Annotated in this window: 28 protein-coding genes; 16 read left to right on the top strand and 12 right to left on the bottom strand. The window is 71.6% G+C overall.

From position 1 onward, the window contains the following. The first annotated feature begins 98 nt into the window (after positions 1 to 98). Positions 99 to 2,552 (top strand): SpoIIE family protein phosphatase, encoded by a 2,454-nt coding sequence (locus ACFYZZ_RS09715; RefSeq protein WP_389173303.1) that lies wholly within the window; start codon positions 99 to 101, stop codon positions 2,550 to 2,552. Between the two features lie 49 nt (positions 2,553 to 2,601). Here ACFYZZ_RS09715 and ACFYZZ_RS09710 read toward each other — a convergent pair whose 3' ends face one another. From ACFYZZ_RS09710 to ACFYZZ_RS09680, 7 genes are all read right to left on the bottom strand, one after another. Next, positions 2,602 to 3,465, bottom strand: coding sequence for a universal stress protein (locus ACFYZZ_RS09710; RefSeq protein ID WP_389173301.1), 864 nt, complete (start codon positions 3,463 to 3,465; stop codon positions 2,602 to 2,604). Positions 3,466 to 3,604: 139 nt separating this feature from the next. Continuing rightward, positions 3,605 to 4,111, bottom strand: a complete 507-nt coding sequence (locus ACFYZZ_RS09705) for a hydrogenase maturation protease (RefSeq protein ID WP_389173299.1) — start codon at positions 4,109 to 4,111, stop codon at positions 3,605 to 3,607. Next, complete coding sequence (locus ACFYZZ_RS09700; protein WP_389173297.1) at positions 4,108 to 5,454, bottom strand: Ni/Fe hydrogenase subunit alpha; 1,347 nt, start codon at positions 5,452 to 5,454, stop codon at positions 4,108 to 4,110. The genes ACFYZZ_RS09705 and ACFYZZ_RS09700 overlap by 4 nt, the downstream gene beginning before the upstream one ends. Further along, positions 5,451 to 6,332, bottom strand: a complete 882-nt coding sequence (locus ACFYZZ_RS09695; RefSeq protein WP_389173296.1) for an oxidoreductase — start codon at positions 6,330 to 6,332, stop codon at positions 5,451 to 5,453. The genes ACFYZZ_RS09700 and ACFYZZ_RS09695 overlap by 4 nt, the downstream gene beginning before the upstream one ends. A gap of 1 nt (position 6,333) precedes the next feature. Beyond that, positions 6,334 to 7,152, bottom strand: coding sequence for an FAD/NAD(P)-binding protein (locus ACFYZZ_RS09690; RefSeq protein ID WP_389173295.1), 819 nt, complete (start codon positions 7,150 to 7,152; stop codon positions 6,334 to 6,336). Continuing rightward, positions 7,149 to 7,607 (bottom strand): Crp/Fnr family transcriptional regulator, encoded by a 459-nt coding sequence (locus tag ACFYZZ_RS09685; protein WP_389173293.1) that lies wholly within the window; start codon positions 7,605 to 7,607, stop codon positions 7,149 to 7,151. The genes ACFYZZ_RS09690 and ACFYZZ_RS09685 overlap by 4 nt, the downstream gene beginning before the upstream one ends. Next, the gene (locus ACFYZZ_RS09680; protein ID WP_389173291.1) at positions 7,604 to 8,779 is read right to left on the bottom strand and encodes a 4Fe-4S dicluster domain-containing protein; all 1,176 of its coding nucleotides are present in this window, start codon (positions 8,777 to 8,779) and stop codon (positions 7,604 to 7,606) included. Before ACFYZZ_RS09680 ends, ACFYZZ_RS09685 begins: the two co-directional genes overlap by 4 nt. 298 nt (positions 8,780 to 9,077) lie before the next feature. On the opposite strand from ACFYZZ_RS09680, the gene acsA reads away from it, so the two are divergent. After that, positions 9,078 to 10,901 carry an acetate--CoA ligase gene (gene acsA / locus ACFYZZ_RS09675; RefSeq protein ID WP_389173289.1) on the top strand — a complete coding sequence of 608 codons (1,824 nt, stop codon included), beginning with the start codon at positions 9,078 to 9,080 and terminating at the stop codon, positions 10,899 to 10,901. An 11-nt stretch (positions 10,902 to 10,912) separates the two neighbouring features. On the opposite strand, the gene ACFYZZ_RS09670 is transcribed toward acsA, so the two are convergent. Beyond that, a complete protein-coding gene (locus ACFYZZ_RS09670) occupies positions 10,913 to 11,122 on the bottom strand; it encodes a ferredoxin (RefSeq protein ID WP_389173706.1) in 210 nt (69 codons plus the stop codon). Positions 11,123 to 11,362: 240 nt separating this feature from the next. Here ACFYZZ_RS09670 and ACFYZZ_RS09665 point away from each other — a divergent pair, with 240 nt between their 5' ends. The 14 genes from ACFYZZ_RS09665 (at position 11,363) to ACFYZZ_RS09600 (ending at position 23,474) form a co-directional block, all read left to right on the top strand. Beyond that, the gene (locus ACFYZZ_RS09665) at positions 11,363 to 11,761 is read left to right on the top strand and encodes a hypothetical protein (RefSeq protein ID WP_389173287.1); all 399 of its coding nucleotides are present in this window, start codon (positions 11,363 to 11,365) and stop codon (positions 11,759 to 11,761) included. Positions 11,762 to 11,822: 61 nt separating this feature from the next. After that, positions 11,823 to 12,182, top strand: a complete 360-nt coding sequence (locus ACFYZZ_RS09660; protein ID WP_386577317.1) for a zinc ribbon domain-containing protein YjdM — start codon at positions 11,823 to 11,825, stop codon at positions 12,180 to 12,182. Positions 12,183 to 12,350: 168 nt separating this feature from the next. Then, on the top strand, positions 12,351 to 12,692 hold the full coding sequence (locus ACFYZZ_RS09655) for an ArsR/SmtB family transcription factor (RefSeq protein ID WP_389173283.1): 342 nt from the start codon (positions 12,351 to 12,353) through the stop codon (positions 12,690 to 12,692). Further along, positions 12,689 to 14,194, top strand: coding sequence for a SulP family inorganic anion transporter (locus tag ACFYZZ_RS09650; protein ID WP_389173282.1), 1,506 nt, complete (start codon positions 12,689 to 12,691; stop codon positions 14,192 to 14,194). Before ACFYZZ_RS09655 ends, ACFYZZ_RS09650 begins: the two co-directional genes overlap by 4 nt. After that, on the top strand, positions 14,191 to 14,598 hold the full coding sequence (locus ACFYZZ_RS09645) for a pyridoxamine 5'-phosphate oxidase family protein (protein ID WP_389173281.1): 408 nt from the start codon (positions 14,191 to 14,193) through the stop codon (positions 14,596 to 14,598). Before ACFYZZ_RS09650 ends, ACFYZZ_RS09645 begins: the two co-directional genes overlap by 4 nt. Next, entirely contained in the window at positions 14,598 to 15,029 is a 432-nt protein-coding gene (locus ACFYZZ_RS09640; protein WP_389173279.1) for an ATP-binding protein, read from the top strand. The genes ACFYZZ_RS09645 and ACFYZZ_RS09640 overlap by 1 nt, the downstream gene beginning before the upstream one ends. A gap of 48 nt (positions 15,030 to 15,077) precedes the next feature. Further along, positions 15,078 to 15,488, top strand: coding sequence for an STAS domain-containing protein (locus tag ACFYZZ_RS09635; protein ID WP_389173277.1), 411 nt, complete (start codon positions 15,078 to 15,080; stop codon positions 15,486 to 15,488). A gap of 192 nt (positions 15,489 to 15,680) precedes the next feature. Beyond that, positions 15,681 to 16,031 carry an ArsR/SmtB family transcription factor gene (locus ACFYZZ_RS09630; protein ID WP_389173704.1) on the top strand — a complete coding sequence of 117 codons (351 nt, stop codon included), beginning with the start codon at positions 15,681 to 15,683 and terminating at the stop codon, positions 16,029 to 16,031. Positions 16,032 to 16,218: 187 nt separating this feature from the next. Next, the gene (locus ACFYZZ_RS09625) at positions 16,219 to 16,701 is read left to right on the top strand and encodes an NADH-quinone oxidoreductase subunit B family protein (RefSeq protein ID WP_389173276.1); all 483 of its coding nucleotides are present in this window, start codon (positions 16,219 to 16,221) and stop codon (positions 16,699 to 16,701) included. Beyond that, positions 16,698 to 18,731, top strand: coding sequence for a proton-conducting transporter membrane subunit (locus ACFYZZ_RS09620; RefSeq protein WP_389173274.1), 2,034 nt, complete (start codon positions 16,698 to 16,700; stop codon positions 18,729 to 18,731). The genes ACFYZZ_RS09625 and ACFYZZ_RS09620 overlap by 4 nt, the downstream gene beginning before the upstream one ends. Positions 18,732 to 18,741: 10 nt before the next feature. Next, a complete protein-coding gene (locus tag ACFYZZ_RS09615) occupies positions 18,742 to 19,701 on the top strand; it encodes a respiratory chain complex I subunit 1 family protein (protein ID WP_389173272.1) in 960 nt (319 codons plus the stop codon). Beyond that, positions 19,698 to 20,390, top strand: a complete 693-nt coding sequence (locus ACFYZZ_RS09610) for a hypothetical protein (RefSeq protein ID WP_389173270.1) — start codon at positions 19,698 to 19,700, stop codon at positions 20,388 to 20,390. The genes ACFYZZ_RS09615 and ACFYZZ_RS09610 overlap by 4 nt, the downstream gene beginning before the upstream one ends. Next, positions 20,390 to 21,988, top strand: a complete 1,599-nt coding sequence (locus tag ACFYZZ_RS09605; RefSeq protein ID WP_389173269.1) for a proton-conducting transporter membrane subunit — start codon at positions 20,390 to 20,392, stop codon at positions 21,986 to 21,988. Before ACFYZZ_RS09610 ends, ACFYZZ_RS09605 begins: the two co-directional genes overlap by 1 nt. Positions 21,989 to 21,992: 4 nt before the next feature. Then, positions 21,993 to 23,474, top strand: a complete 1,482-nt coding sequence (locus tag ACFYZZ_RS09600) for an NADH-quinone oxidoreductase subunit C (RefSeq protein ID WP_389173267.1) — start codon at positions 21,993 to 21,995, stop codon at positions 23,472 to 23,474. Here ACFYZZ_RS09600 and ACFYZZ_RS09595 read toward each other — a convergent pair. The 4 genes from ACFYZZ_RS09595 to ACFYZZ_RS09580 all read right to left on the bottom strand — a co-directional run bounded on the left by ACFYZZ_RS09595 (position 23,453) and on the right by ACFYZZ_RS09580 (position 26,517). After that, on the bottom strand, positions 23,453 to 23,974 hold the full coding sequence (locus ACFYZZ_RS09595; protein WP_389173265.1) for a hypothetical protein: 522 nt from the start codon (positions 23,972 to 23,974) through the stop codon (positions 23,453 to 23,455). The genes ACFYZZ_RS09600 and ACFYZZ_RS09595 overlap by 22 nt on opposite strands. 180 nt (positions 23,975 to 24,154) lie before the next feature. Then, positions 24,155 to 24,508: an ATP-binding protein gene (locus tag ACFYZZ_RS09590; protein WP_389173702.1), complete on the bottom strand. Its 354-nt coding sequence runs from the start codon at positions 24,506 to 24,508 to the stop codon at positions 24,155 to 24,157. A gap of 185 nt (positions 24,509 to 24,693) precedes the next feature. Continuing rightward, positions 24,694 to 24,981, bottom strand: coding sequence for a hypothetical protein (locus tag ACFYZZ_RS09585; protein WP_389173263.1), 288 nt, complete (start codon positions 24,979 to 24,981; stop codon positions 24,694 to 24,696). Positions 24,982 to 25,041: 60 nt separating this feature from the next. Continuing rightward, a complete protein-coding gene (locus ACFYZZ_RS09580; protein WP_389173700.1) occupies positions 25,042 to 26,517 on the bottom strand; it encodes an AAA family ATPase in 1,476 nt (491 codons plus the stop codon). Positions 26,518 to 26,564 lie beyond the last annotated feature (47 nt).

Raw genomic sequence — 26,564 nt, 5'->3', positions numbered from 1 at the left:
CCTGCCACCCTGAAGGAGGGGCACCGGCCCGGCCCGGTCCTCGGTGGGGCGGTGCCTACCGAGCGGACGCCGCAGACCTCCGGGGCGGGAGGGTTGCCATGACCACTTCAGACAAGGGTCCGGGCGGTGAAGCATCGGCGGCATCGCAGGCCAGGGTCCTCCTGGACGCCGACGGTGTGATCACCGACTGGAGCACAGAGGCCGAAGCACTGCTCGGCCACCGGTCCGGGGAGATGGTGGGCCGACCGCTGTCGTCGCTCCTCGTCCGGCCGGAGCCGGGCGGCGAGGGAGGCGCTCCCCAGGCGCCACCCGTCAACGGCGGCTGCCGGGTGCGACTGCGGGACCGGTCCGGCCTGCCGGTCGACACCGAGTGGTGGATGTGCCCGCACATCGGCCCCGAGGGCCCGGCGAGCTGGGCGGTGTTCCTCACCGCCACGCGCGGTGCGGATCCGGGCGACTTCGACCGGGCGGTGCTGGACGCGTTGCTGACCGAGTCACCGATCGGACTGCACGTCCTCGACACCGATCTGCGTCTGGTGCGGTTCAACACCGCCTCGCCCGGCATGCGCGGCGTGCGCGCCAAGGACGTCATCGGCAGACCGGCGCGCGAGGTCTCGCCCACCCTGGTGACCGACACCGTCGAGCACCTGCTGCGGCAGATCCTGAGTTCGGGGGAGCCGGCCATCGACTTCGTCCAGCCGGGGTATCCACCCGCCGATCCGCACAGAGAACATATCTTCTCCCTGTCGGCGTTCCGGCTGCGCAATCGCGCCGGAGAACCCCTGGGTGTGGCGAGCCTGGCCATCGATGTCACGGAGCGCTACCGGTACCGGGCGCGCCTGGAACTCCTCAACGACGCCAGCATGCGCATCGGCACGACCCTGGACCTCGCCCGTACCGCGGAGGAACTGGCCGAGACCGTGGTGGGCCGGGTGGCCGACGCCGTCGGCGTGGACGTGCTCGACTCCGTCTACCGCGGTGAGGCTCCCGAGCCCGGACCGGTGCCCGCCGAGGTCACGTTCCGGCGCACCGCGTTCCGCGCGACCGAGGCCTCCGGCCTTCAGCCCGCCTACGCCACCGGCGAGAAGGCCTCCTACGGCTTCCCGACACCGCTCACCCAGTGCCTGGCCGATCTGCGGCCCCGTCTGATCCAGAGGGTCGACGACGACACATGGCTGGCGCACGATCCGCTCCGGGCGGACCGCATGCGCGCCGCGCGAGTGCACTCGATGATGGTCGTGCCGCTGGCCGCCCGCGGCGTCGTGCTCGGGGTGGCCAGCTTCTACCGCTCCGTGACCTCCGATGCCTTCGACGAGGACGACCTGACCATCGTCGGTGAACTCGCCACGCACACCGCCCTGGGCCTCGACAACGCCCGCCGCTACACACGCGAGCACACTGCCGCCCTCGTCCTGCAGAACAGTCTGCTGCCAGGCCGGATCCCCGCCCAGAACGCCGTCGATGCGGCGTTCAGCTATGTGCCGGGGCACGCCGGCGGCCCGTGGCACGACGTCCCGTGGTACGACGTCATCCCGCTGTCCGGCGCACGGACCGCACTGGTGGTAGGGGACGTGGCGGGACACGGCATGCGTGCCGTGGCCACCATGGGCCGACTGCGCGCCTCGACCCACAGCCTGGCCGCCCTGGACCTGACCCCCGACGAGGTGCTGGCGCACCTGGACGACCTCATGGTCCGGCTCGCCGAGGAGGGCCGTCCGGCCGCCGCGAACGACCCACTGGACGGTCAGCCCACCACCGCCACGTGTGCCTACGCGGTCTACGACCCGGTGAGCCGGCGTCTCGTCGTTGCCCGCGCCGGGCATCCAGCACCGCTCCTCGCCCACCCCGACGGGCACGTGGCGCCGGCCGACGCGCCCGCCGGACCGCCGTTGGGCGGCGGCGGGCTGCCTTTCGAGACCTGGGAAACACTCCTGCCGGAAGGGACCCTGATCGCTCTCTACACCGAGGGACTCGTCCGCCGGTCGCCGGACGAGGACGCAGGCGTCGCGCGAGTACAGCACGTCCTGGCCCAGCAGCATGCGTGCGTGCGCGAGGCGTGCGACGCGGTGATCTACGCACAGCTGTCCGGACGAACCGCGCAGGACGTCGTGCTCCTTCTCGCCAGGACCGGCGTCCTGCGCGACGACCAGGTCGCCTCCTGGACCTTCCCCAGCGATCCCGCGATCGTGGCCACCGCCCGCACCCTGGCCGACCGCCAGCTCACCAACTGGGGGCTGTCCGAGCTGGCGTTCACGACGGAGCTGATCGTCAGCGAGCTGGTCACCAACGCCATCCGGTACGCCCCGGGCACGATCCAGGTACGTCTCATCCAGGATCGCACCCTGATCTGCGAGGTCACCGACGGCAGCAGCGCCGCACCCCATCTGCGCCATCCGCGGACGACCGACGAGGGCGGCCGCGGACTCCTGCTCATCGCCCAGCTCACCGACCGCTGGGGCACCCGCCACACCCGCCGCGGCAAGACCATCTGGACCGAGCAGCCGCTGCCCGGGCATCCGGGAGACGCCGTGCCCGTCACGCCGGACGGCTGACCACGGTCTGGCCGACCCCCGCTCGCCTCTCTCCCGGGTCCTCACCACCTCACGGCCTCTGCGGCACGACCGCGACCGGGCACAGGGCACGGTGCAGAAGGGTGTGGCTGACGCGGCCGAGCTGGAGCCCGACATGGCCCGTCCTGGGCCGGGACCCGACGACCACGAGGTCGGCGGCTGCCGACCGGTTCATGAGGACCTTGCCGGCCGGCCCCTCGACCGTCGTACGGTGCACACGTACCTGCGGATGCTCGGCGATCGCTTCTGCGAGCAGCCCGTCAAGCAGTACGGAGGCCTCCTCCTCGGGAGTGTTCGCCGCTTCCTCGGCGTGGCGGCTCAGGCGGGCGGGACTGCGCCAGGCCCGGACCGCGTCCAGGACGCAACCGCGCACCTCGGCCTCGCGGAAGGCGAACCGAACGGCCTCGACGGCCGTGTCGGCGTCCCCCAGCCCCAACAGAATCCGCTCATGTGTGCCGGCGATTCCCGCCTGGTCGCCTCGGACGACGATCACCGGGCCACGGGCCCGGCCCGCCACGGCCAGCCCGACCGAACCAAGCAGCAGTCCTTTGAGCTCACCCCTACCACGCGACCCCGTCACCAGTGCGAACGCACCATCCCCCTCGCGCACGAGGGCGGAGACAGCATCGTCCGGGATCACGTCGGTGGTGACCTTCACATCAGGGTTGCGCCGCGCGGCGCGCTCCGCGCCGGAAGCCACGATGTGCTCCGCCAGCACCTGCTCGGAGGGACGCCCCAGGCCGGTGAACGGCAGGCCACCGTCGTATCGCTCCCAGAGGGAGCCGTAGACCAGCCTGAGGGGAACACCATGACGGCCTGCTTCGTCCACGGCCCAGTCGATGGCGAGCAGACTCGAGTTCGATCCGTCGATGCCTGCGACCAGAGGAAGTGTCATCGTCCCCACCGCCTTTCACGGGGCTTGCAGCGCATGGGACGACTTCACCGTCGCACCCTCCCTCACCGGGGCACGAGGGGCCCTTCGGCCCCTTCCGGGGGCCACAGGACCATCGCTCGTCCATCCACGCCGCAGCCGGTCACGGTGGAGCCGCACCGCCCGGCGTCCGATGCCGGTGGTTGGCTTCGCGAGCCTGTCGTACGGAGACGCGGGTGCGCTCGATCAGTTCGGGGAGGGCCGACCGCACCGGTTCGCTCAGCCCCGCGCCGAGTTCGACGTGGGCCACCTCCACGGCATGTACGACGACCTGCCGCGGAAGCAGGTCGAGGGCTTCCGCCAGGGCGAGGCACTCCCCCAGGCCCAGGGCGTGCGTACTCGCCGTACCCCGCGCCCGGCCGGCCGCCTCCGTCGCTGTCAGGGTGTGCAGCTCGCCCGGCCTGGGCTCATGCAGGCGCAGGGCTTCCACCACGACCGCGGTGTCCGCGCCGCGCCACAGTTCGAGCATCCGGCCGGGTTCGCCGTCACTGACCGCCAGCACGGTGTCGTCGGGAACACGGCCTCGCAGGGCCTCCACCACCGCCGGCCCCGCTCCGTCGTCACCGCGCAGGGGGTTGCCCACTCCGATCACCACGATTCGGCCGGTCATGCGCGTTCCACGGTCAGGTCGAGGAAGTGGGCGGCGCAGGAGATGCAGGGGTCGTGGTTGCGGATGGCCCGCTCGCACAAGCGGGTGAGTTCCTCGTCGTCGGCAGCGGGTCCGTCCCGGTCCAGGCGTGCCTGGACGGCCCGGCGGACGTCCTCCTCGATGGCCGTCTGGTTCTGGGCCGTGGGCGGAACGATGCGGGCCGCGGTGAGCGTGCCGTTCTCGTCGAGGGCGTAGCGGTGGTACAGCAGTCCGCGCGGTGCTTCGGTCGCTCCGGTGCCCACTGCCTTGCACGGGGCGACGTCCAGCGCCGGCCGTGGCGGTCGTTCGTAGTCCCGGATGATGCTCAGCGCTTCCTCGACAGCCTGCACCACTTCCACGGCGCGGACGACGATGCTGCGAAAGGGGTTGTCGCAGATGTCCCCGGCCACCGGATCGCCCAGCCCGGCGTCCCTGGCGGCCTCGGCCGCCACCGGGTGCAGCCACCGGCCGCTCACCGCGTAGCGGGCCAGTGGGCCGGTCAGGTAGCGGCGGCCGTCGAGCGTGGCGGTCAGAGCGGTGCTGTGCGGCACCTGCTCCTCGTGGACGTGCTGTTCGAGGTCGGACACCGGGAACTCGCGGGGCGCTAGCGTCCCACCGGCGGCGGCGACGACCGTTGGTGTGCCGGAGTCGATGGCGTAGCGGCCCGGGTCCCGCAGCGCGAGCAGGTCATGGTCGCTCGCCGCGTCGGGGAAGTCGAACGCCGCCACCCAGCGGACGGTCTCCAGTGCGTCGTCCCGGGCCTGCCGCAGCCGTTCGGCCAAGGGTCGCAGCTCTTCGGGCGCCGGTGTGCGGTAGAAGCCGCCGACGCGGACGTTGACCGGGTGGATGGGGCGTCCGCCGAGCTGTTCGAGGATGGCGTTGCCGGTCTGTTTGATCCGCAGACCGCGCTCGACGGCGGCTCGTTGGTCGCGGGCGAGTTCGATTGCATCGGCCCGGCCGAGGAAGTCGGGGGCGTGCAGCAGGTAGATGTGCAGGGTGTGGCTCTCGATCCACTCACCGCAGTACAACAGGCGGCGCAGCTCCGCGAGAGGCCCGTCCACGGTGGCACCGCAGGCGTTCTCGATCGCCCGGCAGGCGCTCATCTGGTAGGCGACCGGACAGATGCCGCAGATGCGGGCGGTGATGTCCGGCGGCTCGGTGTGGGCGCGCCCGATCAGGAAGGCTTCGAAGAACCGGGGTGGTTCGTAGATGCGCAGGCGTGCCTCGGTGACCGTCTCCTCCTGCACGCGCAGGTGCAGGGCTGCTTCGCCTTCCACCCGGGCCAGTGCGTCCAGCCGCAGGACGCGCGTTCCGCGATGGCTCATGCGGGCCTTTCCGGGTTGTCTTCTGTTTCTGCCCGAGGGGCGTCGTTCTCCTCGGCCGCGAGATCGGCTACGGGGGCATACTCCGGCGAGGCGGCGTTGAAAGTGCGGAAGACACGCAGGATGTCCACCTCGCTCATTCCGTCGCGGCGCAGCTGCGCGACCATGGACCGCAGGTTGGGCCGCTCCGTTGGCCCGAAACAGCCGTAGCAGCCGCGGCCGTAGGCGGGGCAGATGGCACCGCACCCGGCGTGGGTGACGGGGCCCAGGCAGGGGGTGCCGTGGGCGACCGTGACGCAGGTGGTGCCACGCCTCTTGCACTCGAAGCAGACGCTGTGGGCGGGGACCTGGGGTTTGCGTCCGGCCAGGTGGGCGGTGATGACCTCCAGGAGCTGACGGCGGTCGATAGGGCAGCCCCGGAGTTCGAAGTCGACCGGCACGTGTGCCGAGATCGGGGTCGAGGTCTCCAGGGTGGCGATGTAGTCCGGACGGGCGTAGACCGCGGCGCGGAACTCGTCGACGTCCCCGAAGTTGCGCAGCGCCTGGATGCCGCCCGCGGTGGCGCAGGCGCCGATCGTCACCAGGTGCCGGGAGATGCGCCGGATGTGCTGGATGCGCTCGGCGTCCTCGACCGTGGTGATCGAGCCCTCGACGAGGGAGAGGTCGTACGGTCCCCGGCCGGCCAGTTCCGCCCGCGCCCCGCCGGGGCCCTCGGTGCCGGACATCTCCAGGAAGTGCTCGATCCGTACCTGCTCGGTGAGGCCGAGCAGTTCGTCCTCGCAGTCGAGGAGGGTCAGCTGGCAGCCGTCGCAGGAGGCGAACTTCCAGACGGCGAGCGTGGGCAGGGGGTGGGCGTCGGCCGGCCCTCGGTCGGTTTCCATCTCACAGCTCCCGTACGGCCAGCAGGGGTTCCACGCGGTCGTAGCGGACGACCGGTCCGTCCCGGCACAGCAGCAGCGGGCCGAGCTGGCAGTGGCCGCAATGGCCGGTGGCGCACCGCATGTTGCGTTCCAGCGACACCTGAACGCGGTGCGCGCCAAGGCCTCGGCCCATCAGGGCACGTGCGGTGTGGCGCATCATCACTTCGGGCCCGCACACCAGCGCGTGGGTCCGGTCCGGCCTGAGGGCGAACGCGTCGAGGAGGGCGGTGACGACCCCGACCGAACCGTGCCAGCCGGGGCCGGGGCGGTCGACGGTCACCCCCACCTCGGCTCCGCCCCGCCAACGCTCGATGTCCTCTCGGTAGATCAGGTCGCCAGGGGTACGGGTGCCCACCAGGACCCCGAGCCGGCCGTAGGCGGCCGGCTGGTTCAGGACCGCGTGGACCGCCGGTCGCAGCGGCGCGAGCCCGATACCCCCCGCGACCACCAGCACATCCTGGCCGGCTGCCGCGTGCAGATCCCAGCCGGTGCCGAACGGCCCGCGCAGCCCGACGGTGTCTCCCGGGCGCAGCTCGTACAGGGCGGCGGAGACCGCGCCCACCGCACGGACGGTGTGCACGACTCCCCCGCGGGGGCCGCGCAGGGCACTGACCGAGATCGGCACCTCACCGATCCCGAACGCGTAGATCATCGCGAACTGGCCGGGTGAGAAGGGCGGGAGTTCCCTGCGGACGGGAACCAGTTCCAGCGAACGGACGTCGGGGGTTTCCGCCAGGATCCCGGCCACCCGGTAGGGCAGCGGCGGCGTCACGGTGCTCACGGCGGACCACTCCCGTGGGGTGCGTAGAGGTCCAGCAACCTGATCCGGGTGGCTTGCAGCCGCTCGGCGACCACCTCGGTGAAGCGGCGCATCAGGGCGTATCCGAGTTCCGGGTCGGCAGCACAGAGGGCGAGAACGTCGGCGGCGGGGAACTCCATGGCCTCCACGGCGGTCACCGTCCGTGCACCGAGGTGCCAGCGGTACGGCGGGCAGGTCCACGACCAGCCCAGCAGCTGGCCCGGCCCGAGCGTCTCCACGAGGGCCTCCGGCTGTCTGCCGGGAACGCAGATGTCGAGGGCGACCTCGCCACTGCGCAGCAGCCAGAAGCGGTCGGCATGCTCTCCTTCGTCGAACAGGCGGGTGCCGGCCGGGAACGTCACGTCGAACCCGACGGCCAGCAACCGCTCGCGCTGAGCGGGCGAGAGGAGGTCCAGAGGTGGTGGCACCCCGGTCATGGTGCCTCTCCCGATGGTCGGGACCGCGTCCAGTCGTGCAGGGCGGCGGCCTCCTCGGTGATGTCGATGCCGACCGGGCACCACACGATGCAGCGGCCGCAGCCCACACAGCCCGAGGAGCCGAACTGGTCGTACCAGGTGCCCAGCTTGTGGGTCATCCACTGCCGGTAGCGACTGCGCGGGGAGGTACGGACGGGGCCGCCGTGCAGGTGGGAGAAGTCGAGGTCGAAGCAGGAGTCCCACAGCCGCCACCGCTCCGCGTGGTCACCGGTGAGATCGGTGACGTCCTCGGTCGTGGTGCAGAAACAGGTGGGACACACCATGGTGCAGTTGCCGCACGTCAGGCAGCGCCCGGCGACGTCGTCCCAACGGGGGGCGTCGAGCGTGCCGGCCATCAGCTCCCGCAGGTCCGCCTCGGGCATGGTCCGTCCCATCCGGTCCGCAGCGGCGGCGACGCCTGCGCGAGCCGCCGCACAGGTGGCGGGGTCGGCCGGGCGGACGGGCAGTTCGGCCAGGATCTCGTCGCCCTCCTGGCTGCCGCCGCGGATCCAGAAGCGGTGGCCGTCGTCATCGACCACCTCGGTGATCACCAGGTCGCAGCCGGGAGGGGCAGCGGGTCCCGTGCCCATCGAGACACAGAAACAGGTGCCGCCGGGCTCCGTGCACTCGACCGCGATGAGCAGCGCTCCCGCACGCCGCCCCTGGTATTCGGGGTCGCGGTGGGCACCTGCGGTGAGCACCCGGTCCTGGACGGCGATGGCTCGTGCATCACAGGGACGCACCCCGAGGAAGGCGTACCGCGGCGGCGAGGTCTCCTCGGCCGTGAACACCATGTCCTCGCCCACCCGGTCGGCACGCCACTGCCGCACCTTCGCCGGGTGCAGGAACTGTTTCCACGACTGGGGGCCCGCCGCGTTCGCGAAGGCGGCGCCGTCGGCCCGTTCCCGCAGCCGATACGTCCCGGCTTCGAGTTCCACGCCCCACCCGTACGGCAGCTCGTCGGCCGACTCCAGCTCCGCCAGCACGATCGCGCCGTCCCGCACGGTGGGGCCGACCACGGTGAAACCGCGCCGGGACAACACTTCCACCAGCGCGAGCATGCCGTCCTTGCCCATCACCAGCCCGCTGGACGCGGGAGACGACGCGGCGTTCACGTCAGGGTCCGCAGTCATGGCCGTTCTCCTTCAGCACCGCCTCGGACAGGTGGGACGTCCCCGGTGCCTCATGAAGTCCACGAACGCAGGATTTCCGGTCCGGCACCACACCAGTAGGGCCATGCGGGCCACAGCCTCGGGTTCTTTCGTCTCGGCCCACTCGGCCCACTCGGCCCACTCGGCCCACTCGGGTCGACGCCCCCGGCTGTCCGGGGCCTCATAGGCCTCGACGGCCACACACGGGGGCCGTTCGGCCCAGTGCATGCGAAGCAGTCCCGATAGATCGTCAAAGAAAGCCGGGAGGAAGGTGGCCGCCATGCGATCGGAAACGGTCCGGAAGGACGTTCCGCCTCGCGTCGAGCCGAATCTGGGCGACTACGAGAAGGTCTGTGCCGGCTTCGCCTGGTCTCAGGCACGCGCCCACCTGCAGGGGCTGCCCGACGGGCGGGGACTGAACATCGCGCACGAGGCCGTGGACCGGCACGCGGCTTCGGACCACGCCGCGGCCGTCGCGCTGCGCTGCGTCGGGCGGGACGACTCCGTGACCTGTGTGACGTACGGGGAGTTGGCCCGGTCCACCGCAAGGTTCGCCAACGTGCTCCAGGCCCTCGGCATCGGCCACGGCGACCGGGTGGCGACACTGCTCGGCCGCTGCCCCGAGCTGTACACCGTGGTTCTCGGCACGCTCAAGAACACCAGCGTGCTGTGCCCACTGTTCTCCGCGTTCGGACCGGAACCGGTCGCCATGCGCCTGACGCTGAGCGACACGCAGGTACTGGTCACCACGGCGGAGCTGTACCGCACGAAGGTCGCCGGGCAACGCGAGAGACTCGCCGCCCTGCGGCACGTGCTGATCGTCGGCGAGGGCGCGGACGAGCTGCCCGGCACCGTCTCCCTCGGCGCGCTGATGGACGAGGCGGCCGACACCTTCACCATTCCGCCGACCTCACCCCACGACATGGCCCTGCTGCACTTCACCAGCGGCACGACGGGCACCCCCAAAGGCGCCGTGCACGTGCACGAGGCTGCCGTCGCCCATTACACGACCGCGCTGTACGCGCTCGATCTCCACGCGGACGACGTGTTCTGGTGCACCGCGGATCCGGGCTGGGACATCGGCATGTCCTACGGGATCGTCGCGCCGCTCATGCACGGGGTCACGGTCGTGGTCGACGAGGGCGACTTCGACGCCCGCCGGTGGTACGGGATCCTCGCCGACCAGCGGGTCAGTGTCTGGTACACGGCGCCGACGGCGCTGCGGATGCTGATGCGGACGACGCCGCGCTCAGGGCCGTACGATCTGCCCCGCTCGTTCGACCTGAGCGCACTGCGGTTCATCGCATCCGTCGGTGAGCCGCTCGATCCGGAGGCCGTGCTCTGGGGCAGGGACGTCCTCGGGCTGCCGGTGCACGACAACTGGTGGCAGACCGAGACCGGCGCCATCATGATCGCGAACTTCGCCGCCGGTGAAATCCGCCCCGGGTCGATGGGGCGTCCGCTCCCCGGCGTGGAGGCTGCGGTGTTGCGATGCGGGGAGGACGGCCGGGCGAAGCGGGCCGAGGGGCGCGTCACCGTCGTGGAGGAGCCCGTCGTGGAGGGCGAACTGGCGCTCCGGATCGGCTGGCCGTCCATGTTCCGCGGCTATCTGCACGACGAACCTCGCACCGCCGCGGCTTTCGCGTACGACTGGTACCTCACCGGCGACCTGGTACGACGCGACACGGACGGCTGGTACTGGTTCGTCGGGCGCGCCGACGACGTGTTCAAGTCGGCGGGACAACTGGTCGGGCCGTTCGAGGTCGAGAGCGCCCTGATGGAGCACCCGGCGGTCGCCGAGGCCGGGGTGATCGGCCGGCCCGACCCCGTCGCCGGGAGCATCGTGAAGGCGTTCGTCACGCTGCGGCCGGGCTTCGAGGCGACCACGCAGACCCGGCAGGAGCTGCTGGCCTTCGCCAGGCGCCGACTCGGTCCGGCCGTGGCACCACGTGAGATCGCCTTCGACCAGCACCTGCCCCACACCCGCAGTGGAAGGGTCATGCGCCGCCTGCTGCGAGCGCGTGAACTCGGCCTGCCCGAGGGCGACATCTCCACCCTGGAACGGGTCGGCTCCGCCCAGGACACATCGGAGGCGTCGGCATGAGGCGGTCGACTTCAGCCGGCCGGCCCTGGACCGGATTGCTGGTCACGGTCGGCCCCGGCCGCTGTGCAGGGCCAGGCGGGGCAGACGGCGACGGCGCGGCGGGCGTGGGTGCGCAGCTGGTCGGGTACCGCTCGGTCTTTCAGGATGGGGGAGCCCCATTCGTCGAGGTCGATCAGTTCGGGGAGGAGTTCGGCGCACAGGCCCTGGCCGGTGCAGGTGATGCGGTTGATGCGCAGGCTTCGGGATGTGCGTGGTCATGACGCCCCCGTGGTGGTGTGCGGGCTTCTGCTGGGTGGAGGCGGGCGGCTGGGCCGGGGCCTGCAGCGCGGGCCCCGTGACGGCCGCTGCACGTCCAGCCTGCTCCGCCCGCCGGATCCGATGGCAGGGCCGTTCATCCCTGGGCTGAGCTGCTCGAACCACCTCGTTGCGGACATGTCAGTGGTGGCTGCGATGCTGCCGGAATGATCCCTTGGAACCTGCTTGATCTTGACAAGGCCCTGCGAACCAGCTGGGCCGCCGACACCTCCTCGCCCGACAACCAGGCGGACTGGCAGCCAGGCAACCCGGCCTGGGGGCACTGCGACATCACAGCCTTGATCGTCAACGACGTCTTCGGCGGCGACCTCATGGTCGGCGAGGTGCATCTCGACGGGACCCAGTACGGCTTCCACTGGTGGAACCGGCTGCCCAACGGTGTTGAACTCGACCTGACGCGCGAGCAGTTCGAGGAGGGCCAGAGCATCACCGCTGCCCGTGTCGTCGAGCGCCCGCCGGGCCCTCTGCCCCGCCGCTGGGAGGAGTACCTCCTGCTGCGTGAGCGCGTCATCAAGCACCTCGGCCATCTCCCGGAGCCCAGCTGAGGGGCTGGGGCAGCCCGGCCGAGGGAAACGTTCGAGGTGCAGGCCCGGATACGCTGGTGGGGTGAACGAGAATCTTCCCCCCTGCCCGAAGTGCTCCTGTGAGTACACGTACGAGATGAACGCCCTGGTGGTGTGCCCCGAGTGTGGCCACGAATGGGTTCCCGCCGAGGCCGCCACCGAGGGCGGAGAGGCCGCCGGAGAGCGTGTCGTCAAGGACGCCGTCGGCAATGTGCTGCAGGACGGCGACTCCGTGGTGGTCGTGAAGGCGCTCAAGGTCAAGGGCAGCCCCTCGGGGATCAAGGCCGGGACCAAGGTGCGCAACATCCGGCTGGTCGACGGAGTCGACGGTCATGACATCGACTGCAAGGTCGACGGTTTTGGAGCGATGCAGCTCAAGTCGAGCGTGGTCAAGAAGGCCTGACCCCGCAGGCACCCCCCTCCGTGGACGGGTTGTCCGGGGTGCAGCCGGATGCTGAATTGCAAAATTTCGCAATTGGTTAGATGGTGTGTTGGCTGTGCCTGCAGGTAGCCGCAGGCACAGCCTTTCGCGTCTGCCCCGGGTGGGCCTCGTATGGGAAGTCGAGGGGTCGTGTCGGTTCCGCTGTATCAGGCGAAGGCCGAGTTCTTCCGGATGCTGGGGCATCCCGTACGGATCCGGGTGCTGGAGCTGTTGCAGGACGGGCCGATGCCGGTGCGGGACCTGCTGGCCGCCATAGAGGTGGAGCCTTCCAGCCTGTCCCAGCAGCTGGCGGTGCTGCGCCGCTCGGGGATCGTCAGCTCCACCCGCGAGGGCTCGACCGTCGTCTACGAACTCGCGGGCGGCCACGTCGCCGACCTGATGAAGGCTGCTCGGCGGATCCTGACCGAGATGCTCGCGGGGCGGAACGAGCTGCTGGCCGAGCTGCGGGAAGCCGAGGGTGTCGCGCGATGACCAGGGCAGTCAGCCAGGTGTGGGCCTGGATCGTGGCGCTGCTGCCCGGTCGCGCCGACCTCGCGGAGATCCGGCGCGACCCGCGCCGGGACCTGCTCGCCGGCCTCACCGTGGCGATCGTCGCGCTGCCCCTCGCACTCGGCTTCGGTGTCTCCTCCGGGCTCGGCGCCGAGGCGGGCCTGGCCACCGCGGTGGTCGCGGGAGCACTCGCCGCAGTGTTCGGCGGGTCCAATCTGCAGGTGTCCGGCCCGACCGGCGCCATGACGGTCGTCCTGGTGCCGATCGTGGGCCAGTACGGGCCCACCGGTGTGCTCACCGTCGGGCTGATGGCGGGCCTCATGCTCGTCGGCCTGGCCGTGCTCAGGGCCGGAAAGTACATGCAGTACGTGCCCGCGCCCGTGGTCGAGGGCTTCACCCTCGGCATCGCCTGCGTGATCGGGCTGCAGCAGATCCCGAACGCGCTCGGCGTACCCAAGCCCGAGGGCGACCGCGTGCTCGTCGTCACCTGGCGGGCCGTCGCGGAGTTCGCGAAGAATCCGAACTGGACGGCGGCCGGCTTCGCGGTCGCCGTGGCCGCGATCGTGTTGCTCGGCGCCCGGTGGCGGCCGACCGTGCCGTTCTCGATCGTCGCCGTGATCGCGGCGACGATCGTGGCCCAGCTGCCCCACCTGGGCGCGGCCAAGCCGATCGGCGACCTGCCGTCGGGACTGCCCGCACCGTCGCTGTCCTTCCTCGACCTCGGCTCGCTCGGCTCCCGGCTCGCCGCCCTCACCCACGCCGCCATCCTCGCCATGGTCGTCTTCGCCGCGGCACCCCTCGTCTCGAAGATCCCGCTGGCCGCCCTCGCCGGCGTCCTGCTGGCCACCGCCATCCGCATGGTCGAGGTCGGCTCGCTGAAGGCGATGGCCAAGGCCACGCGCTCCGACGCCGTGATACTCGTGCTGACCGCGGTCGCGACCCTCGCCCTCGACCTCGTCTACGCCGTCATCATCGGCCTGGTCGTCGCCGGCGCCCTCGCCCTGCGCGCCGTGGCCAAGCAGGCCCGCCTGGACCAGATGCCCCTCGACCGGGGCGACCACAGCGCCGAGGAACACGCGCTGCTCGCCGAACACATCGTGGCGTACCGCATCGACGGCCCCCTGTTCTTCGCCGCCGCCCACCGCTTCCTGCTGGAACTGACCGAGGTCGCCGACGTACGCGTCGTGATCCTGCGCATGTCACGGGTGTCGACGATGGACGCCACCGGCGCCCTCGTCCTGAAGGACGCGGTGGAGAAGCTGCAGCGGCGCGGCATCGTCGTCCTCGCCTCCGGCATACGCGAAGGCCAGCGCCAGGTCCTCGAATCCGTCGGCGCCCTTGAACCGCTGCGCCACGAGGGCCGGGAGTACGCCACCACCCCCGAGGCGATCCGCGCCGCCCGCGACCATCTGGAGACGGCCGGAGTGCTGCCCGTCCTTCCCGCCCAGATGCACCGAACCTCCACCGAGGAAGCCCTGCGATGAGCACTTTCCCCGCCTCCCTCCGTATGGTCGAGGTCTCCGGCGCGGAGGCCCTGTGGCTGCTGGAGGGCAGCACGCTGGGTCGGCTGGTGTACGTGCAACGGGACCTGACGGTGATGCGGCCCGCCCGGCACGTGTGGGAGTACGGCCGCCTGGTCGTCCGTACGCCTGCCCCGGCCGCGGCGGTTCCGGCGACGGCGACGTACCACGTCGACGACATCCGCGCCGTGACCGGCACCGGCTGGACGGTCACCGTCTCCGGACCGGCCGAAGTGATCACCGACCCCGACGAGGCCGCCCACTACCGGCGCACCCTCGCGGGCTGGACCCACGGCCCGCACGACACCCTGCTGCGCCTGCACCCCAAGACCGTCACCGGTTTCCGCCTCGCCCGCGCGGAGGCGTGATGTCCACGGAGCTCCAAACCCTGCCCCACCGGCATGTGATCACACTGCCCACCGAACCGTCCGCCGTACGCACAGCCCGCGAGACGGCCGAGCAGGCCCTGCTCGAGTGGGGCATCGGGCTGCGTCACCCCACGGTGGACCCAGCCCTGCTGATACTCGCCGAGCTGGTCACCAACAGCGTCCGGCACGCCGCGGTCCTCTCCCCGACCGTGACCGTGATCTACGCGGCGGGCCCGGACTGCCTGGCCCTCGCCGTCCATGACCGCCACCCCTACCAGCCACCGCTCTACGGAACGGTCACCGACACCGGCACCAGGACAGGCGGCCTGGCCACCGTCATGGAACTCACGCTCGCCCTGGGCGGAACAGCGGTGGTCCGCGGCGACGCCGACGGCGGTGGCAAGAGCATCTGGATCACCCTCCCTCTCTGAACCAGACGGCAGACCCGATCGGCAACCCGCGCAAGGAAGTTCACCAGCATGACAATCGACTGGCGCTACACCGTCGAGGACAACCTCGGCATCCTGTCCGTCGCCGGATACCTGGGCCCGGAGGCGGTACGTCGTTTCGGCGGCGCCGTCGGCTGGGTCGTCGCCCGCGGCACCGGACCGGTCGTCGTCGACCTGACCGAGCTGCGCAGCTGGTCCGCCGAGGGCCAGCTGGCCATCACCGAGGCCGCCCGCCGCCTCGCCGATGCCGGCCGCAGCCTGGAGCTGGCCGCCATACCCGCCGACGGGTCCCTCGTCCCCAGCGGGGACTGCCCGCCCATCCCGGTTCACGCCGATCTGGCCGCCGCGCTGGCCGCACACGGCACAAAGGACGGGGAAGAGGCGGAGGGGCGCCAAGAGTGGCGCACCACAGGATGGCCGACCGGAGATCAGGCGGAGTGATCCTCGCGTAAAGCCCCCTCGCGACCTCACGAATTGCTAATCTTGGCAATTCCTGAAGTCGTCACCGCTGGATTCGGCCCGGCAGTTGCCGCACGCGAGGATGAGCCGCATGTCCGTGATGAGTGGGTGGATGCGATGCGCCGAGGCCCGGCCGGTGGGGCCGTGCTGCTGTACCGGGGTGGGGACGGCACGGTGAGTACGCCGCTGTACCAACTGAAGGCCGAGTTCTTCAAAACCCTCGGCCACCCGGCCCGCATCCGCGTCCTGGAGCTGCTGAGCGAGCGCGAGCACGCGGTCGCCGAAATGCTCCCCGAGGTGGGCATCGAGCCCGCGCATCTCTCGCAGCAGCTGGCCGTGCTGCGGCGAGCGAACCTGGTGCGGACCCGCAAGGAGGGGTCGAACGTGTACTACTCGCTGGCCACTCCGGAAGTGGCGGAACTGCTGCGGGTGGCGCGCACGATCCTGTCGGGCGTGCTGGCGGGTCAGGCGGAGCTGCTCGCGGACCTGCAGGCGGCCCAGTCGGAGGGGAAGCCGCCGTCGTAGCGACGGCCATCGGACGGCGATCGCCTCCCGGGAATTGGACAGCGCGCTCTGCGCACCTGGAGGCGATCGCCTTCACCTGCGGTGATATTCCGCAAGCCCAGGCAGTACAGGAAGCGCAGTAACTCCACTCGCGGGCGGTCCGTTGGCCACCTGCAGACACGTCCTCACCGTTTCGGGGAGAGGGTTCATGGGCCTGTTGCGCAAGATCCGCGAGACCGGGCGGGTGGCTGAGCCCGCGCCGCCACTCCCCCAGGGCGACGTGCCGGAGAAGGCACGGGAGTTCGGCGGCTCGGTGCAGGTGCGCTGCGTGGACGCGGGCTCCTGCAACGGCTGCGAGATCGAGATCACCGCGTCGTTCAACCCGATGTACGACGCCGAGCGGTACGGGGCACGGTTGGTGGCATCGCCCCGGCACGCGGACGTGGCGCTGGTGACCGGGCCGGTGACCCGGAACATGGCCGAGCCGCTGCGCCGCACCGTGGCGGCGATGGGCGAGCCGCGGCTGGTGGTGGCGGTGGGAGACTGCGCCATCGACTGCGGGGAGTTCGCCGGCGGGTACGGCGTCGAAGGCGCGGTCGCCGACGTCGTACCGGTGGATCTGGCCGTACCGGGGTGCCCACCCGAGCCGGAGGCGATCGTGGCGGCACTCAGGAGGGTGACCGGGCGGTGAGCGTGATTCCGGCCGCCCTCGCGACGGCCACCGGGCTGGGCGGCGCGGGGGCGCTGTCCGGGTTCGGGCTGTCGTACCGGCTGCGCGTGCCGGTCGTGGGAGTGCTGACGGCAGGCGTGGGGGTCAGTGGTGGTACGGCGGGCGTGGCTGCACTGGGAGGCAGCCGCTGGGCAGGCACCTTCCCCCGGTTGCTTCCGCTGGCCGGGACGCATGTGGCGGTGGATGCGCTGGCGGGCCTCTTCATGGCGGTGGCGGGGGCCGTCGTGGCCGCGGTCGCGGTGTACGGCATCGGCTACGCGGCCGGGCACGGTGCACTCGGGCTCGGCTCGCGTACGGCGCAGGCGGTGCTGCCGCTGTTCACACTCACCCTGGTGCTGGTGCCGGTGGCCGCGTCGGTGTCCACATTCCTGGTGCTCTGGGAGTTGATGGCGCTCGGCTCGCTGTTGCTGGTCCTCGCTGAACACCGCGAGCGGGCCCCGGTACGGCAGGCGGGCGTCTGGTACGCGGTGATGACGCATCTCGGCCTGGTGCTGCTGCTCGCCGGGCTCGCGCTGTTCGCCGCGCAGGCCGGCGGCGAGACCTTCGCTGCACTGCGGGCGGGTGCGCACACCGTGTCGCCAACGGTGCGCGGGCTCGTGTTCGTGCTGGTTGCGGCGGCGTTCACGTCCAAGGCGGGTGCGGTGCCGCTGTACGCCTGGCTGCCCAGGGCCCATCCCGAAGCACCCAGCCCGGTCTCGGCGCTGATGAGCGCCGCCATGGTCAACCTCGGCGTCTACGGCCTCGTCCGCACCGGCCTCGACCTGCTCGGCGGCGGTCCGGCGTGGTGGTGGCTGGGCGTGATGACGGTCGGCGGGGCCAGTGCCGTGTACGGGATCCTCCAGGCGGCGATGGCCTCCGACCTGAAGCGGCTGCTGGCGTACTCGACGAGCGAGAACATGGGCCTGGTCCTGATCGGCGTCGGGGCGTCCGGGCTGTTCGCCGCCCACGGCAACCGGCCGCTGGCCGCGCTGGCTCTGGCGGCGGCGCTGCTGCACGTGGTCAACCACGCTGCGTTCAAGGCCCTGTTGTTCTGCGCGGCCGGGTCGGTGCTGCGGGCCACCGGCCTCAGAGACCTCGACCGCCTTGGCGGTCTGCGCCCCCGGATGCCCGTCACCGCCGCACTGTTCACCGTGGCCGCTCTCGGCGCGGTGGCACTGCCACCGGGCAACGGGTTCATCAGTGAGTGGCTGCTGCTGCAGTCCCTGATCCACGGACTCCAGGTACCGGGCGTCGCGGTGGCGGTCGTCCTGCCGCTGTCGGTGGCGCTGATCGCGCTGTCGGCCGGTATCGCCGCGGCCGTCTTCGTGAAGGCGCTCGGGGTCGGCTTCTTCGCCCGGCCGCGCAGCTCACAGGCGACCGCCGCGCGGGAGGCGCCGCCGCTGATGATCGCCGGGATGGGGTTGCTCGCCGCCGCGTGCGGGGCGCTCGCGCTGGTGCCGGGGCTGCTGGGCGACGGCCTGGACCGGGCGGTGAGCACGGTCGGGCTTCCGGGCGCCGGCGCGGTGTCGGGCGGCGGGGTGCGGGTGCGGCTCGCCGACATCTCCGCGTCGCTGTCCCCGGTGTGGGTCGTCGCCGCTCTCACTGCGGCACTCACCCTGGCCGTCGGGCTGCCCCGGCTGTACGCACGCCGAAGGCGCCGGGCGAACGCCCGGTTGTGGGACTGCGGCGGCGGGGCGCCGACCCCGCGCATGGCTTATACGGCGACCTCGTTCGCGGAACCGCTGCAGCGGGTCTTCGACGACGTCCTCGCACCCGAGCAGGACGTGGACGTCACGCCGGTGCGGGAGTCGACGTATCTGGTGGAGCGGGTGCGCTTCCAGCACCGGGTGCCCGACCGGATCGAACACCGGCTGTACGAACCGGTGTTGCGGGCGCTGGACAGAGCCGGGCGGGCGGCCCGGCGGCTGGCGGGCGGCAGCGTCCATCTCTATCTCGGCTACGGCTTCGTCGGCCTGGTCGTCCTGCTCCTGGCGCTGACGGTGGGCTGGTGAGAGCGAACAGATGAGTACCGCTGTGGAATACGCGGCCGTGGCCGGCCAGATCGTCGTGGTCGGAGCCGGGGCGCCCCTGGTGACGGGGTGGATGCGGCAGGTACGGGCCCGCCTGGAGGGCCGGGCCGGGGCCGGGGTGCTCCAGCCCTGGCGGGACGCCCGCAAGCTGCTGCGCAAGGAGCCCATCACTCCGGTGGGGACCGGGCCCGCCTTCCGTACGGCCCCTGCACTGCTGGTCGCCACCACCGTCGTGGCCGCCGCCCTTGTGCCGCTTCTGTCCACCGACACCCCGGTCAGCTCCCACGCGGACCTCATCCTGGTGGTGGCGCTGATCGCCCTGGGCACCCTGGCGCTCGCGCTGGCCGGCCTGGACACCGGCACCGCGTTCGGCGGGATGGGCGCCTCCCGGGAGATGACGGTGGCCGCGCTGGTGGAGCCGACCATCCTGCTGTCGGTGTTCGCCCTGTCGATACCGGCCGGAACGACCAACATCCCGGCGATCGTCTCCGGCGCGGCCCACGAACCGGCCCGCCTTGCCTCCCCGGCCGGGCTGCTGGCCACGGCCGCGCTCGCGGTGGCGGTGCTCGCGGAGACCGGGCGGATCCCGGTGGACAACCCCTCCACCCATCTTGAACTGACCATGATTCATGAGGCGATGGTGCTGGAGTACGCGGGACCCGACCTGGCTCTGGTCGAACTCGGCGCCCAGATGCGGCTGACCCTGCTGCTCGGCCTGCTGTCCTCCCTGGTCGTGCCCTGGGGCATCGCCACCGGCGCCTCGTGGGCGGCCCTCGCCGTCGCGCTGGTGCTGTTCGCGGCGAAGGTCTGTCTGCTGGGCGCGGTGCTCGCGGCGGCCGAGGTGTTCTGGGCCAAGGTCCGGCTGTTCAGGGTGCCCGAACTGCTCGCCGGGTCCTTCCTGCTGGCGCTGCTCGCGGTGACCGCCTCCTACTTCCTGAGCGGAGCGTCATGAGCAGCGACCTGTACACCCAGCTCCTCGACTTTGCCTGCGGTGCCTTCCTGCTCGCGGCCGTGATCGTGCTGTGGCGGCGCGAGCTGGCCTCGATCGTTCGCGTCTTCGCGCTGCAGGGCTTCGCGCTGGCCGCGATCGCCGTCCTGCTCGGCGCGCACGAGGAACGCTGGGACCTGATCGCCGTTGGCCTCGGCATCGGGGCTCTCAGGGCGGGCGTCCTGCCGTATCTGATGCGGCGAGCCCTGGCCGCGCTCAGCGGGGACAGGCAGCGCTACGGTGACGAGGGAGCGGAGACACGCGAGACACAGCCCCTCGTCAACGTGGCCGCATCCCTGTTGACCGCCGCGCTGCTGACGCTGCTGGCCTATGCGGTGGCCCGCCCCCTGACCGAGTTGAACCCGACCCCCGCCACCCGCGCCCTGCCGGTCGGCCTCGCCGTCGTCCTGATCGGTTTCTTCGTCCTCGTCACGCGCAGGCGCGCGCTGGCTCAGGTGGTCGGCTTCCTGCTGCTGGACAACGGCATCACCGCCACCGCCTTCCTCGCCACCTCCGGGGTGCCGCTGATCGTCGAACTCGGCGTCTCCTTCGACGTACTGCTGGCGGTGCTGGTGCTGCAGATCCTCACCACCAGGGTGCGGGAGGCGTTCGGCACCACCGACATCGACGACCTGCGGGAGCTGCACGACTGATGAGCCCTACTGCTTCCGCCCTGCTGCTCACCGCGCCCGTCGCCGTGCCGTTGGCGGTGGCCGGTGCGTATGCACTTGCCGCACTGCGCACCCGCTCGACCGCAGCAGCCCGCGCCGCAGTGCCGTCCGAGGCCCGGCAGCGAGTGTCCGCACGGGGCTCCGTCCTGACGGCGCAGGCCCCCGAGCCGGGCGAGGTACCCAAGTGGCATGGGCCGGACTGGGTCGGGCTCGTCTCCCCCGCAGTGATCCTCACGTGCGGGAGCCTGCTGGCGAAAGACGTGGTCGACGGCGGGGCTTGGCAGGCGTACTCGGGCCTGCTGCGCGCGGACGCGCTGACCGTGTGGATGCTGCTGGTGGTCGGCGCCGTCGCGCTGATCGCCTGCGGCTCCGCCCCCGCGTATCTGAGAGGCGAGCGCGTCGCCGGGCGTGCGACGGATCAGACGGTGTGGCGCTACCACGTCCTGGTCCAGGCGTTCCTGGGCGCGATGGGCCTGGCCGTCGTCACCGCGAACCTCGGCGTGCTGTGGGTCGCTGTCGAGGCCACCACCATCGTCACGGCCTTCCTCGTAGGCCACCGCCGTACTCGAACGTCGGTGGAGGCGGCCTGGAAGTACGTGGTGATCTGCTCGGCCGGGATCGCGCTCGCCTTCCTCGGCACCGTCCTGATCTACTACGCCGCCCGGCAGGCCGGCATCGCCGAGGCATGGGCGCTCGACTGGCCCACCCTCGTCGCGCACGCCGACCTCCTGGACCCGGCGGTCACCCGGCTCGGCATCACCCTCATCGTCCTCGGCTTCGGCGCCAAGGCCGGCCTGATCCCGCTCCACGCCTGGCTGCCGGACGCCCACAGCCAGGCGCCCGCGCCGGTCTCCGCGCTGATGTCCGGGGTACTGCTCTCCGTCGCCTTCGCCGCGATCCTGCGCTACCGGGTCATCGCCGACGCCGCCCTCGGCCCTGACTTCACCCGCGTCCTGCTCGCCGGGATCGCCCTGCTCACCCTTGCCCTCGCCGCCGGACTGCTGCTCGCCCAGCGCGACTACAAGCGGATGCTGGCCTACTCCAGCATGGAGCACATGAGCCTGATCGCCCTGGCCGCGGCGATCGGCAGCCCGCTGGCTCTGTCTGCTGCCCTGCTGCACATCGCAGGCCACGGGCTCGCCAAGTCGGTCGCCTTCTGTGCCTCCGGCCGGATCCTCCAGCTGACCGGCACCGCGAAGATCGGCCGTGTGCGGGGGCTGCTCGCCCGCGCACCCTCTCTGGCGGGCATGTTCGGGTTCGCGGTGGTAGCGCTGATGGCGTTCCCGCCGTTCAGCCTCTTCGCCTCCGAACTCGGCATCGTCCGCGCCGGTTTCCTCGCCGGCAGCGGGCTCTCCTGGGTCACGGCGGCGGCCCTGCTGCTCGTCCTCGTGGCCTTCGCCGCGCTCGCCCTGCGCACGGCCCGGATGCTGCTCGGCCCGGCGTCGGCCCCGCCCGCAGGCCCGGAGGGTACGGCCGTCTGGCCGCTCGCTCTGGGCCTGATCGCCTGCGCCGTCCTCGGCGTGACCCTCGGCCCACTCACCGACCTGCTGCACGCCGCCGCCCAGGCGATCGGAGGCTGAAGCGATGCGCACCACCCACGAAGTCGACGTCACCGAACTGCCGCAGCGGGCCGAGCGGCTGCTGGCCGACGGGCACCGTCTCGCGCTGGTGGCCGCCCACCTCGACGAGGCCGGGCCGCGCGTGGTGTACCTGTTCGTGGCCGGCCCGCCCGACACCCGCACCGAACTGCACGTCCGCCTCGACACCGACCGGCCGGAAGTGCCCACACTCGCCCATCTGTCCTTCCCCGCCGGCCGGTTCGAGCGCGAGATGCGCGACCTGTTCGGCATCGTCCCCCTCGGTCACCCCCAGCCCCGCCGTCTCGTCCGTCACTTTCACTGGCCGCGCGGCTGGTACCCCATGCACCCCGACGCCGGACCACCGCCGCAGTTCGGTGAACAGGAAGGCCCGTACCCCTTCCTGGAGGTCGAGGGCGAGGGTGTGTACGAGATCCCCGTCGGGCCCGTGCACGCCGGCCTGATCGAACCCGGCCACTTCCGCTTCTCCGTCGTCGGCGAGACCATCCTCAAACTCAAGGCCCGCCTCTGGTTCGTCCACCGAGGCGTGGAAAAGCTGTTCCAGGGACGCTCGGTGGCCGCGGGCCTCCCGCTCGCCGAACGCATCAGCGGCGACACGGCCGTTGGCCATGCCCTGGCTTACTGCCTGGCCGTGGAGGAGGCCACCGGCACCGGGGTCCCGGCTCAGGCGCAGCGCGCCCGCGCTCTCCTCCTGGAGCTGGAGCGGATCCACAATCACGTCGCCGACCTCGGCATGCTCTGCAACGATGTCGGACACGGCATCCTCAACGCCCATGCCCAGCGGGTACGCGAGCAACTCCTGCGCCTCAACAAGGAAGTCACCGGGCACCGGCTGCTGCGTGGAGGCGTCGTCCCCGGCGGCGCGGCCCTGCGCGCGCTGCCCGATTCGGCCCGGCTGAAGGCGATCCGCGAGGACGTCGGGGAGATCGCCGACCTCGCCCTCGGCCACTCCACCGTCCGCGACCGCTTCACCGGAACGGCCATTCTGCACACCGCCGCGGCCAGGGAGATCGGCTGCCTCGGCTACGTCGCCCGTGCCAGCGACATCGCCGACGACGCCCGCGTGGCGCATCCGTTCACCGGATACGGTGCGCAGTTCGACGTGCCCGTCCAGGACAGCGGCGACGTCCTGGCCCGCTTCCTCGTCCGTGCCGAGGAAATCGAGACCTCTTTCGCCCTGATCGAGGAGTTCGCCGACGGGCTGACTGCTCCCAGGGCGATGGTCGCGGCCCAGCCGCCACCCGGCGCGGGCCCCGGCACGGGCGTGGGCCTGGTGGAGGGCTGGCGCGGCACCATCGCCACCCGTGTCGAACTCGCCCCCGACGCCACCCTTGCCCGGGTCAAGCCGGTCGACCCGTCGTTCTTCAACTGGCCGGCCCTGCCGGTCGCGTTGGCGGACACGATCGTCCCGGACTTCCCGCTGACCAACAAGAGCTTCAACCTCTCCTACGCGGGCAACGACCTCTGACGCGTCAGGACGTTCTCGTCCCGTGTCATGCGGCCGGCTCCTTCGGGCCACAGGACCTCGACGTCCATGCCGCTGCTGCGGGCGAAGGCCACGAGATGTGCTGTCGCGTCCCGGCCGTCGGTCGGGGAGCCGTCCCACACCGCCAGCAGCCGGGCGCACGAGCGCAGCAGGCTCTCGTCCGCGACCACACAGGCACCGCGGTCGGTCGGGTCGTACTCCAGCAGCCGCACCTGCTCCGAGAGCAACAACAGTTCTCCAGCTGCCCTGCGATCGCACGACTCCAGTACGTCGGGCACGCCGTTCCTGGAGGGCAGGACGGTCACCAGCGCCAGTCCCGCGGCGCGGGCAGCCCTTCCGAAGGCGACCGGCAGCCCCTGCCCGACACGGACCAACCCTGCCTTGCCCGCCAGCGCGAACTCGGCCAGACGTCGGCGCAGCTCCTCCTCCAGCATCGCCAGAGTGGGCGCGGTGAGGTCAGGGTGTCCCACAACAGCGATCACTTCAGGCAGTCCTTTCTCCGCGCCCACCCACAGGTAGTGGGCCGCTCCGCGAAACGGTCGTTCGAGAGGGACGGAGACACGGCGCAGCCGCCCGCCGGGACAGCTGATCTTCCCCGGCCGGACGGAGCCGGGTCCTGGTCCGGCCGGGCCGACTTCAGGGCCGGTCGGCCCTTTTCGCAGCTACGACGGCATGCCGAACCGCACGAGGACGACCTTGCCGTCATGGTCGACGGCGGGCTCCGCGCTGCCGTCGCCGTCGTAGTCGGCGGCCAGTTCGGCCACCATCCGCAACCCCGCTCCCATGGCCTCGTCGCTGAGATCCGGCAGCCTCGGCTCGGCGTCCGCGACGCTGACGACCAACTGCCCGGCAGCGACCGTGATCCCCACGTCCATCACCGGCGGCCGAGGAGCGTGCCGCAGCACGTTGGTGACCAGCTCGCTGGTCACCAACAGCGCTGCATCCGCGAACGCGGACCCAGGTGAGACGCCGGCCGCGGGGAGGTACTCAGTCACCGCTTCCCGGGCTCGCCGCACCGCCTCGGGCCCCAATCTGAACGAGACGATGTGCCGTTGCACCACGGGAGGCACATGCTCGATCGCTGCGGCCGGCTGCCTGCCACGCCGCCACGGCACCCGGAACCCGCCGCCGGTCAACGCGTTGTAGGGCGCACGAGGGCCGCGACAGACCTTACGGGACCTGGCCGTTGAAGCCGGAGGGGTCACGCATCGACGAGAAGTTGCGCGCAGAGGCAGAACTCGCGCAGCTCGGCACCGCTGGCGCACTGGCGCAGGAAACCGGGAACATCGCCCCGCTGCAGCGAGTCCTGGCACAGATCGTCGGTCAGTTCCAAAGCCCGTAGTGCCACCGACCCCAGACTGCTGACCGGCCCGGTCTCCGCTTCGCGGCGCAGCTGCGCGAGTTCGCGTACGGCCGGTGGATAGGCGCCGGATGCCTGGAGCTGCGCGAGGAGCACGGACGCCTCTCCGACGAGGTATTGCTGCGTCATTGCGACCACCGCCCCACCGACGAGCAGAGCAACAACATCATCGTGGGCCCTTCCAGGAGCTCAGTCCGGCTCCGTGTAGGGGCGACGGAACACCGGGGCCTCGCCGGCGCCCCATGGGCGTACGGCTGCGAGTGCCCGGGCGACCGCGGACTCCAAGGAGCCGCTGGTGTCGACCGCGACGGCCTCGGGCCATGGTGGTTCCCTGGCCGCCATGGCGGCGGCGATGTCGGGGCCGGCGTCGGACGGGCCGACGGCGCGCGTGGTCAGGCGGGCGGTCGACACGTCGTCCGGCGCGTGGCAGTGCAGGGCCACCAGGTCGGCACTGGTGCGTTCGGCCACGCGCAGGGCCGCCTCGCGCTGTCCCGCATCGGACCAGGTGGCGTCCAGGACGACGGACTCGCCGCAGGACATCAGTGCGGCTGCGCGGTCGAGGAGGGCGGCGTAGGTCTTGGCCGTCCACTCCGGCGTGTAGAGGCCCTCGCCGTAGGCGGCCGCGGCGGACTGTTCCGCGGGGATGCCGGCCAGTTCCTTGCGGAGGTGGTCGCTGCTGAGCAGGGTGACCCCCAGCCGGTCGGCCAGCGCTCCGGAGAGGGTCGACTTCCCGCTGCCGGGCAGTCCGCCGACGAGGGTGAGCGAGACGGCAGAGGTGCGCAGGTGGCGCAGTGCCGTCGAGGCCAGCCGCAGCGACGCCGCCTCCGCGCCGGGCGCGCCCTGCCGGGCCTGGATCAGGGAGACCTTGGCGCGGACGAACGCCCGGTAGGCGACGTAGTGGTGCCTGAGGGAAGAGGGCGCGGGATCGCCGGAGTACTCGCCGTACTGGGCGAGGAAGTACGCGGCTTCCTCCGGGGCGCCGAGCTGTTCCAGGTCCATGGCGAGGAAGGCGGCGTCGTCCAGGCCGTCGACGTAGCGGAGCCGGTCGTCGAACTCCAGGCAGTCGAGGACGCGGGGGCCGTCGTCGAGGCAGAAGATGTCCTCGGCGAGGAGGTCGCCGTGGCCGTCGACCACCCGCCCCTGCTCGATACGGGAGTCGAAGAGCCGCTTGCGGCCGGCGAGGTAGCGGCGGACCAGCCGCTCGACCTCGGGCACCTGGTCCGGGACGAAACCCTCGGCGGCCAGGGCGCGGACCTGCGCGAAGCCGGCCTCCCAGCGGGCCGAGAGCGCATCCCGCGTGCCCTGTTCGTTCACTTCGCCGCCACGGGGCGCGTCCGCGTGCCAGGCGGCAAGGTGTCGGGCGACGGCCCGCAGGACGTCGTCGACGGCGGCTCCTTCACGTACCAGGCGGGAGAGACGCCGGTCCGCCGGCATGCGGCGCATCACCACGAGGGGTTCGGGGGCCTCCGCGTCCGGGCTGATGAACTCGCCCAGACCCAGGTAGACGTCGGGCGCGAAGCGGCGGTTGAGAGCGACTTCGCGCTCGCAGGCGGCCCGGCGAGCCGCCACCGTGGTGTAGTCCAAGAACTCCAGATCGACCGGTTTCTTGACCTTGTAGGCGCGGTCGCAGGCGAAGAACACGATCGCGGTGTGGGTCTCGTACACCTCAGCGCGCGGCAGCGGCTCACCACCGTGCCCCGCACCGGACCGGA

This window comes from Streptomyces sp. NPDC001816, assembly GCF_042892235.1.
Lineage (GTDB): Bacteria > Actinomycetota > Actinomycetes > Streptomycetales > Streptomycetaceae > Streptomyces.
This window is presented reverse-complemented; position numbering and strand designations above follow the sequence as displayed.

What these genes read in the sequence shown, in the direction of transcription:
- ACFYZZ_RS09585 (WP_389173263.1), bottom strand. Translation starts at nt 24,981, where the DNA reads ATGACGCAGCAATACCTCGTCGGAGAGGCGTCCGTGCTCCTCGCGCAG.
- ACFYZZ_RS09600 (WP_389173267.1), top strand. Translation starts at nt 21,993, where the DNA reads ATGCGCACCACCCACGAAGTCGACGTCACCGAACTGCCGCAGCGGGCC.
- acsA (WP_389173289.1), top strand. Translation starts at nt 9,078, where the DNA reads ATGCGATCGGAAACGGTCCGGAAGGACGTTCCGCCTCGCGTCGAGCCG.
- ACFYZZ_RS09625 (WP_389173276.1), top strand. Translation starts at nt 16,219, where the DNA reads ATGGGCCTGTTGCGCAAGATCCGCGAGACCGGGCGGGTGGCTGAGCCC.
- ACFYZZ_RS09715 (WP_389173303.1), top strand. Translation starts at nt 99, where the DNA reads ATGACCACTTCAGACAAGGGTCCGGGCGGTGAAGCATCGGCGGCATCG.
- ACFYZZ_RS09615 (WP_389173272.1), top strand. Translation starts at nt 18,742, where the DNA reads ATGAGTACCGCTGTGGAATACGCGGCCGTGGCCGGCCAGATCGTCGTG.
- ACFYZZ_RS09685 (WP_389173293.1), bottom strand. Translation starts at nt 7,607, where the DNA reads ATGACCGGGGTGCCACCACCTCTGGACCTCCTCTCGCCCGCTCAGCGC.
- ACFYZZ_RS09635 (WP_389173277.1), top strand. Translation starts at nt 15,078, where the DNA reads ATGACAATCGACTGGCGCTACACCGTCGAGGACAACCTCGGCATCCTG.
- ACFYZZ_RS09645 (WP_389173281.1), top strand. Translation starts at nt 14,191, where the DNA reads ATGAGCACTTTCCCCGCCTCCCTCCGTATGGTCGAGGTCTCCGGCGCG.
- ACFYZZ_RS09680 (WP_389173291.1), bottom strand. Translation starts at nt 8,779, where the DNA reads ATGACTGCGGACCCTGACGTGAACGCCGCGTCGTCTCCCGCGTCCAGC.
- ACFYZZ_RS09650 (WP_389173282.1), top strand. Translation starts at nt 12,689, where the DNA reads ATGACCAGGGCAGTCAGCCAGGTGTGGGCCTGGATCGTGGCGCTGCTG.
- ACFYZZ_RS09665 (WP_389173287.1), top strand. Translation starts at nt 11,363, where the DNA reads ATGATCCCTTGGAACCTGCTTGATCTTGACAAGGCCCTGCGAACCAGC.
- ACFYZZ_RS09695 (WP_389173296.1), bottom strand. Translation starts at nt 6,332, where the DNA reads ATGGAAACCGACCGAGGGCCGGCCGACGCCCACCCCCTGCCCACGCTC.
- ACFYZZ_RS09610 (WP_389173270.1), top strand. Translation starts at nt 19,698, where the DNA reads ATGAGCAGCGACCTGTACACCCAGCTCCTCGACTTTGCCTGCGGTGCC.
- ACFYZZ_RS09605 (WP_389173269.1), top strand. Translation starts at nt 20,390, where the DNA reads ATGAGCCCTACTGCTTCCGCCCTGCTGCTCACCGCGCCCGTCGCCGTG.
- ACFYZZ_RS09710 (WP_389173301.1), bottom strand. Translation starts at nt 3,465, where the DNA reads ATGACACTTCCTCTGGTCGCAGGCATCGACGGATCGAACTCGAGTCTG.
- ACFYZZ_RS09640 (WP_389173279.1), top strand. Translation starts at nt 14,598, where the DNA reads ATGTCCACGGAGCTCCAAACCCTGCCCCACCGGCATGTGATCACACTG.
- ACFYZZ_RS09700 (WP_389173297.1), bottom strand. Translation starts at nt 5,454, where the DNA reads ATGAGCCATCGCGGAACGCGCGTCCTGCGGCTGGACGCACTGGCCCGG.
- ACFYZZ_RS09705 (WP_389173299.1), bottom strand. Translation starts at nt 4,111, where the DNA reads ATGACCGGCCGAATCGTGGTGATCGGAGTGGGCAACCCCCTGCGCGGT.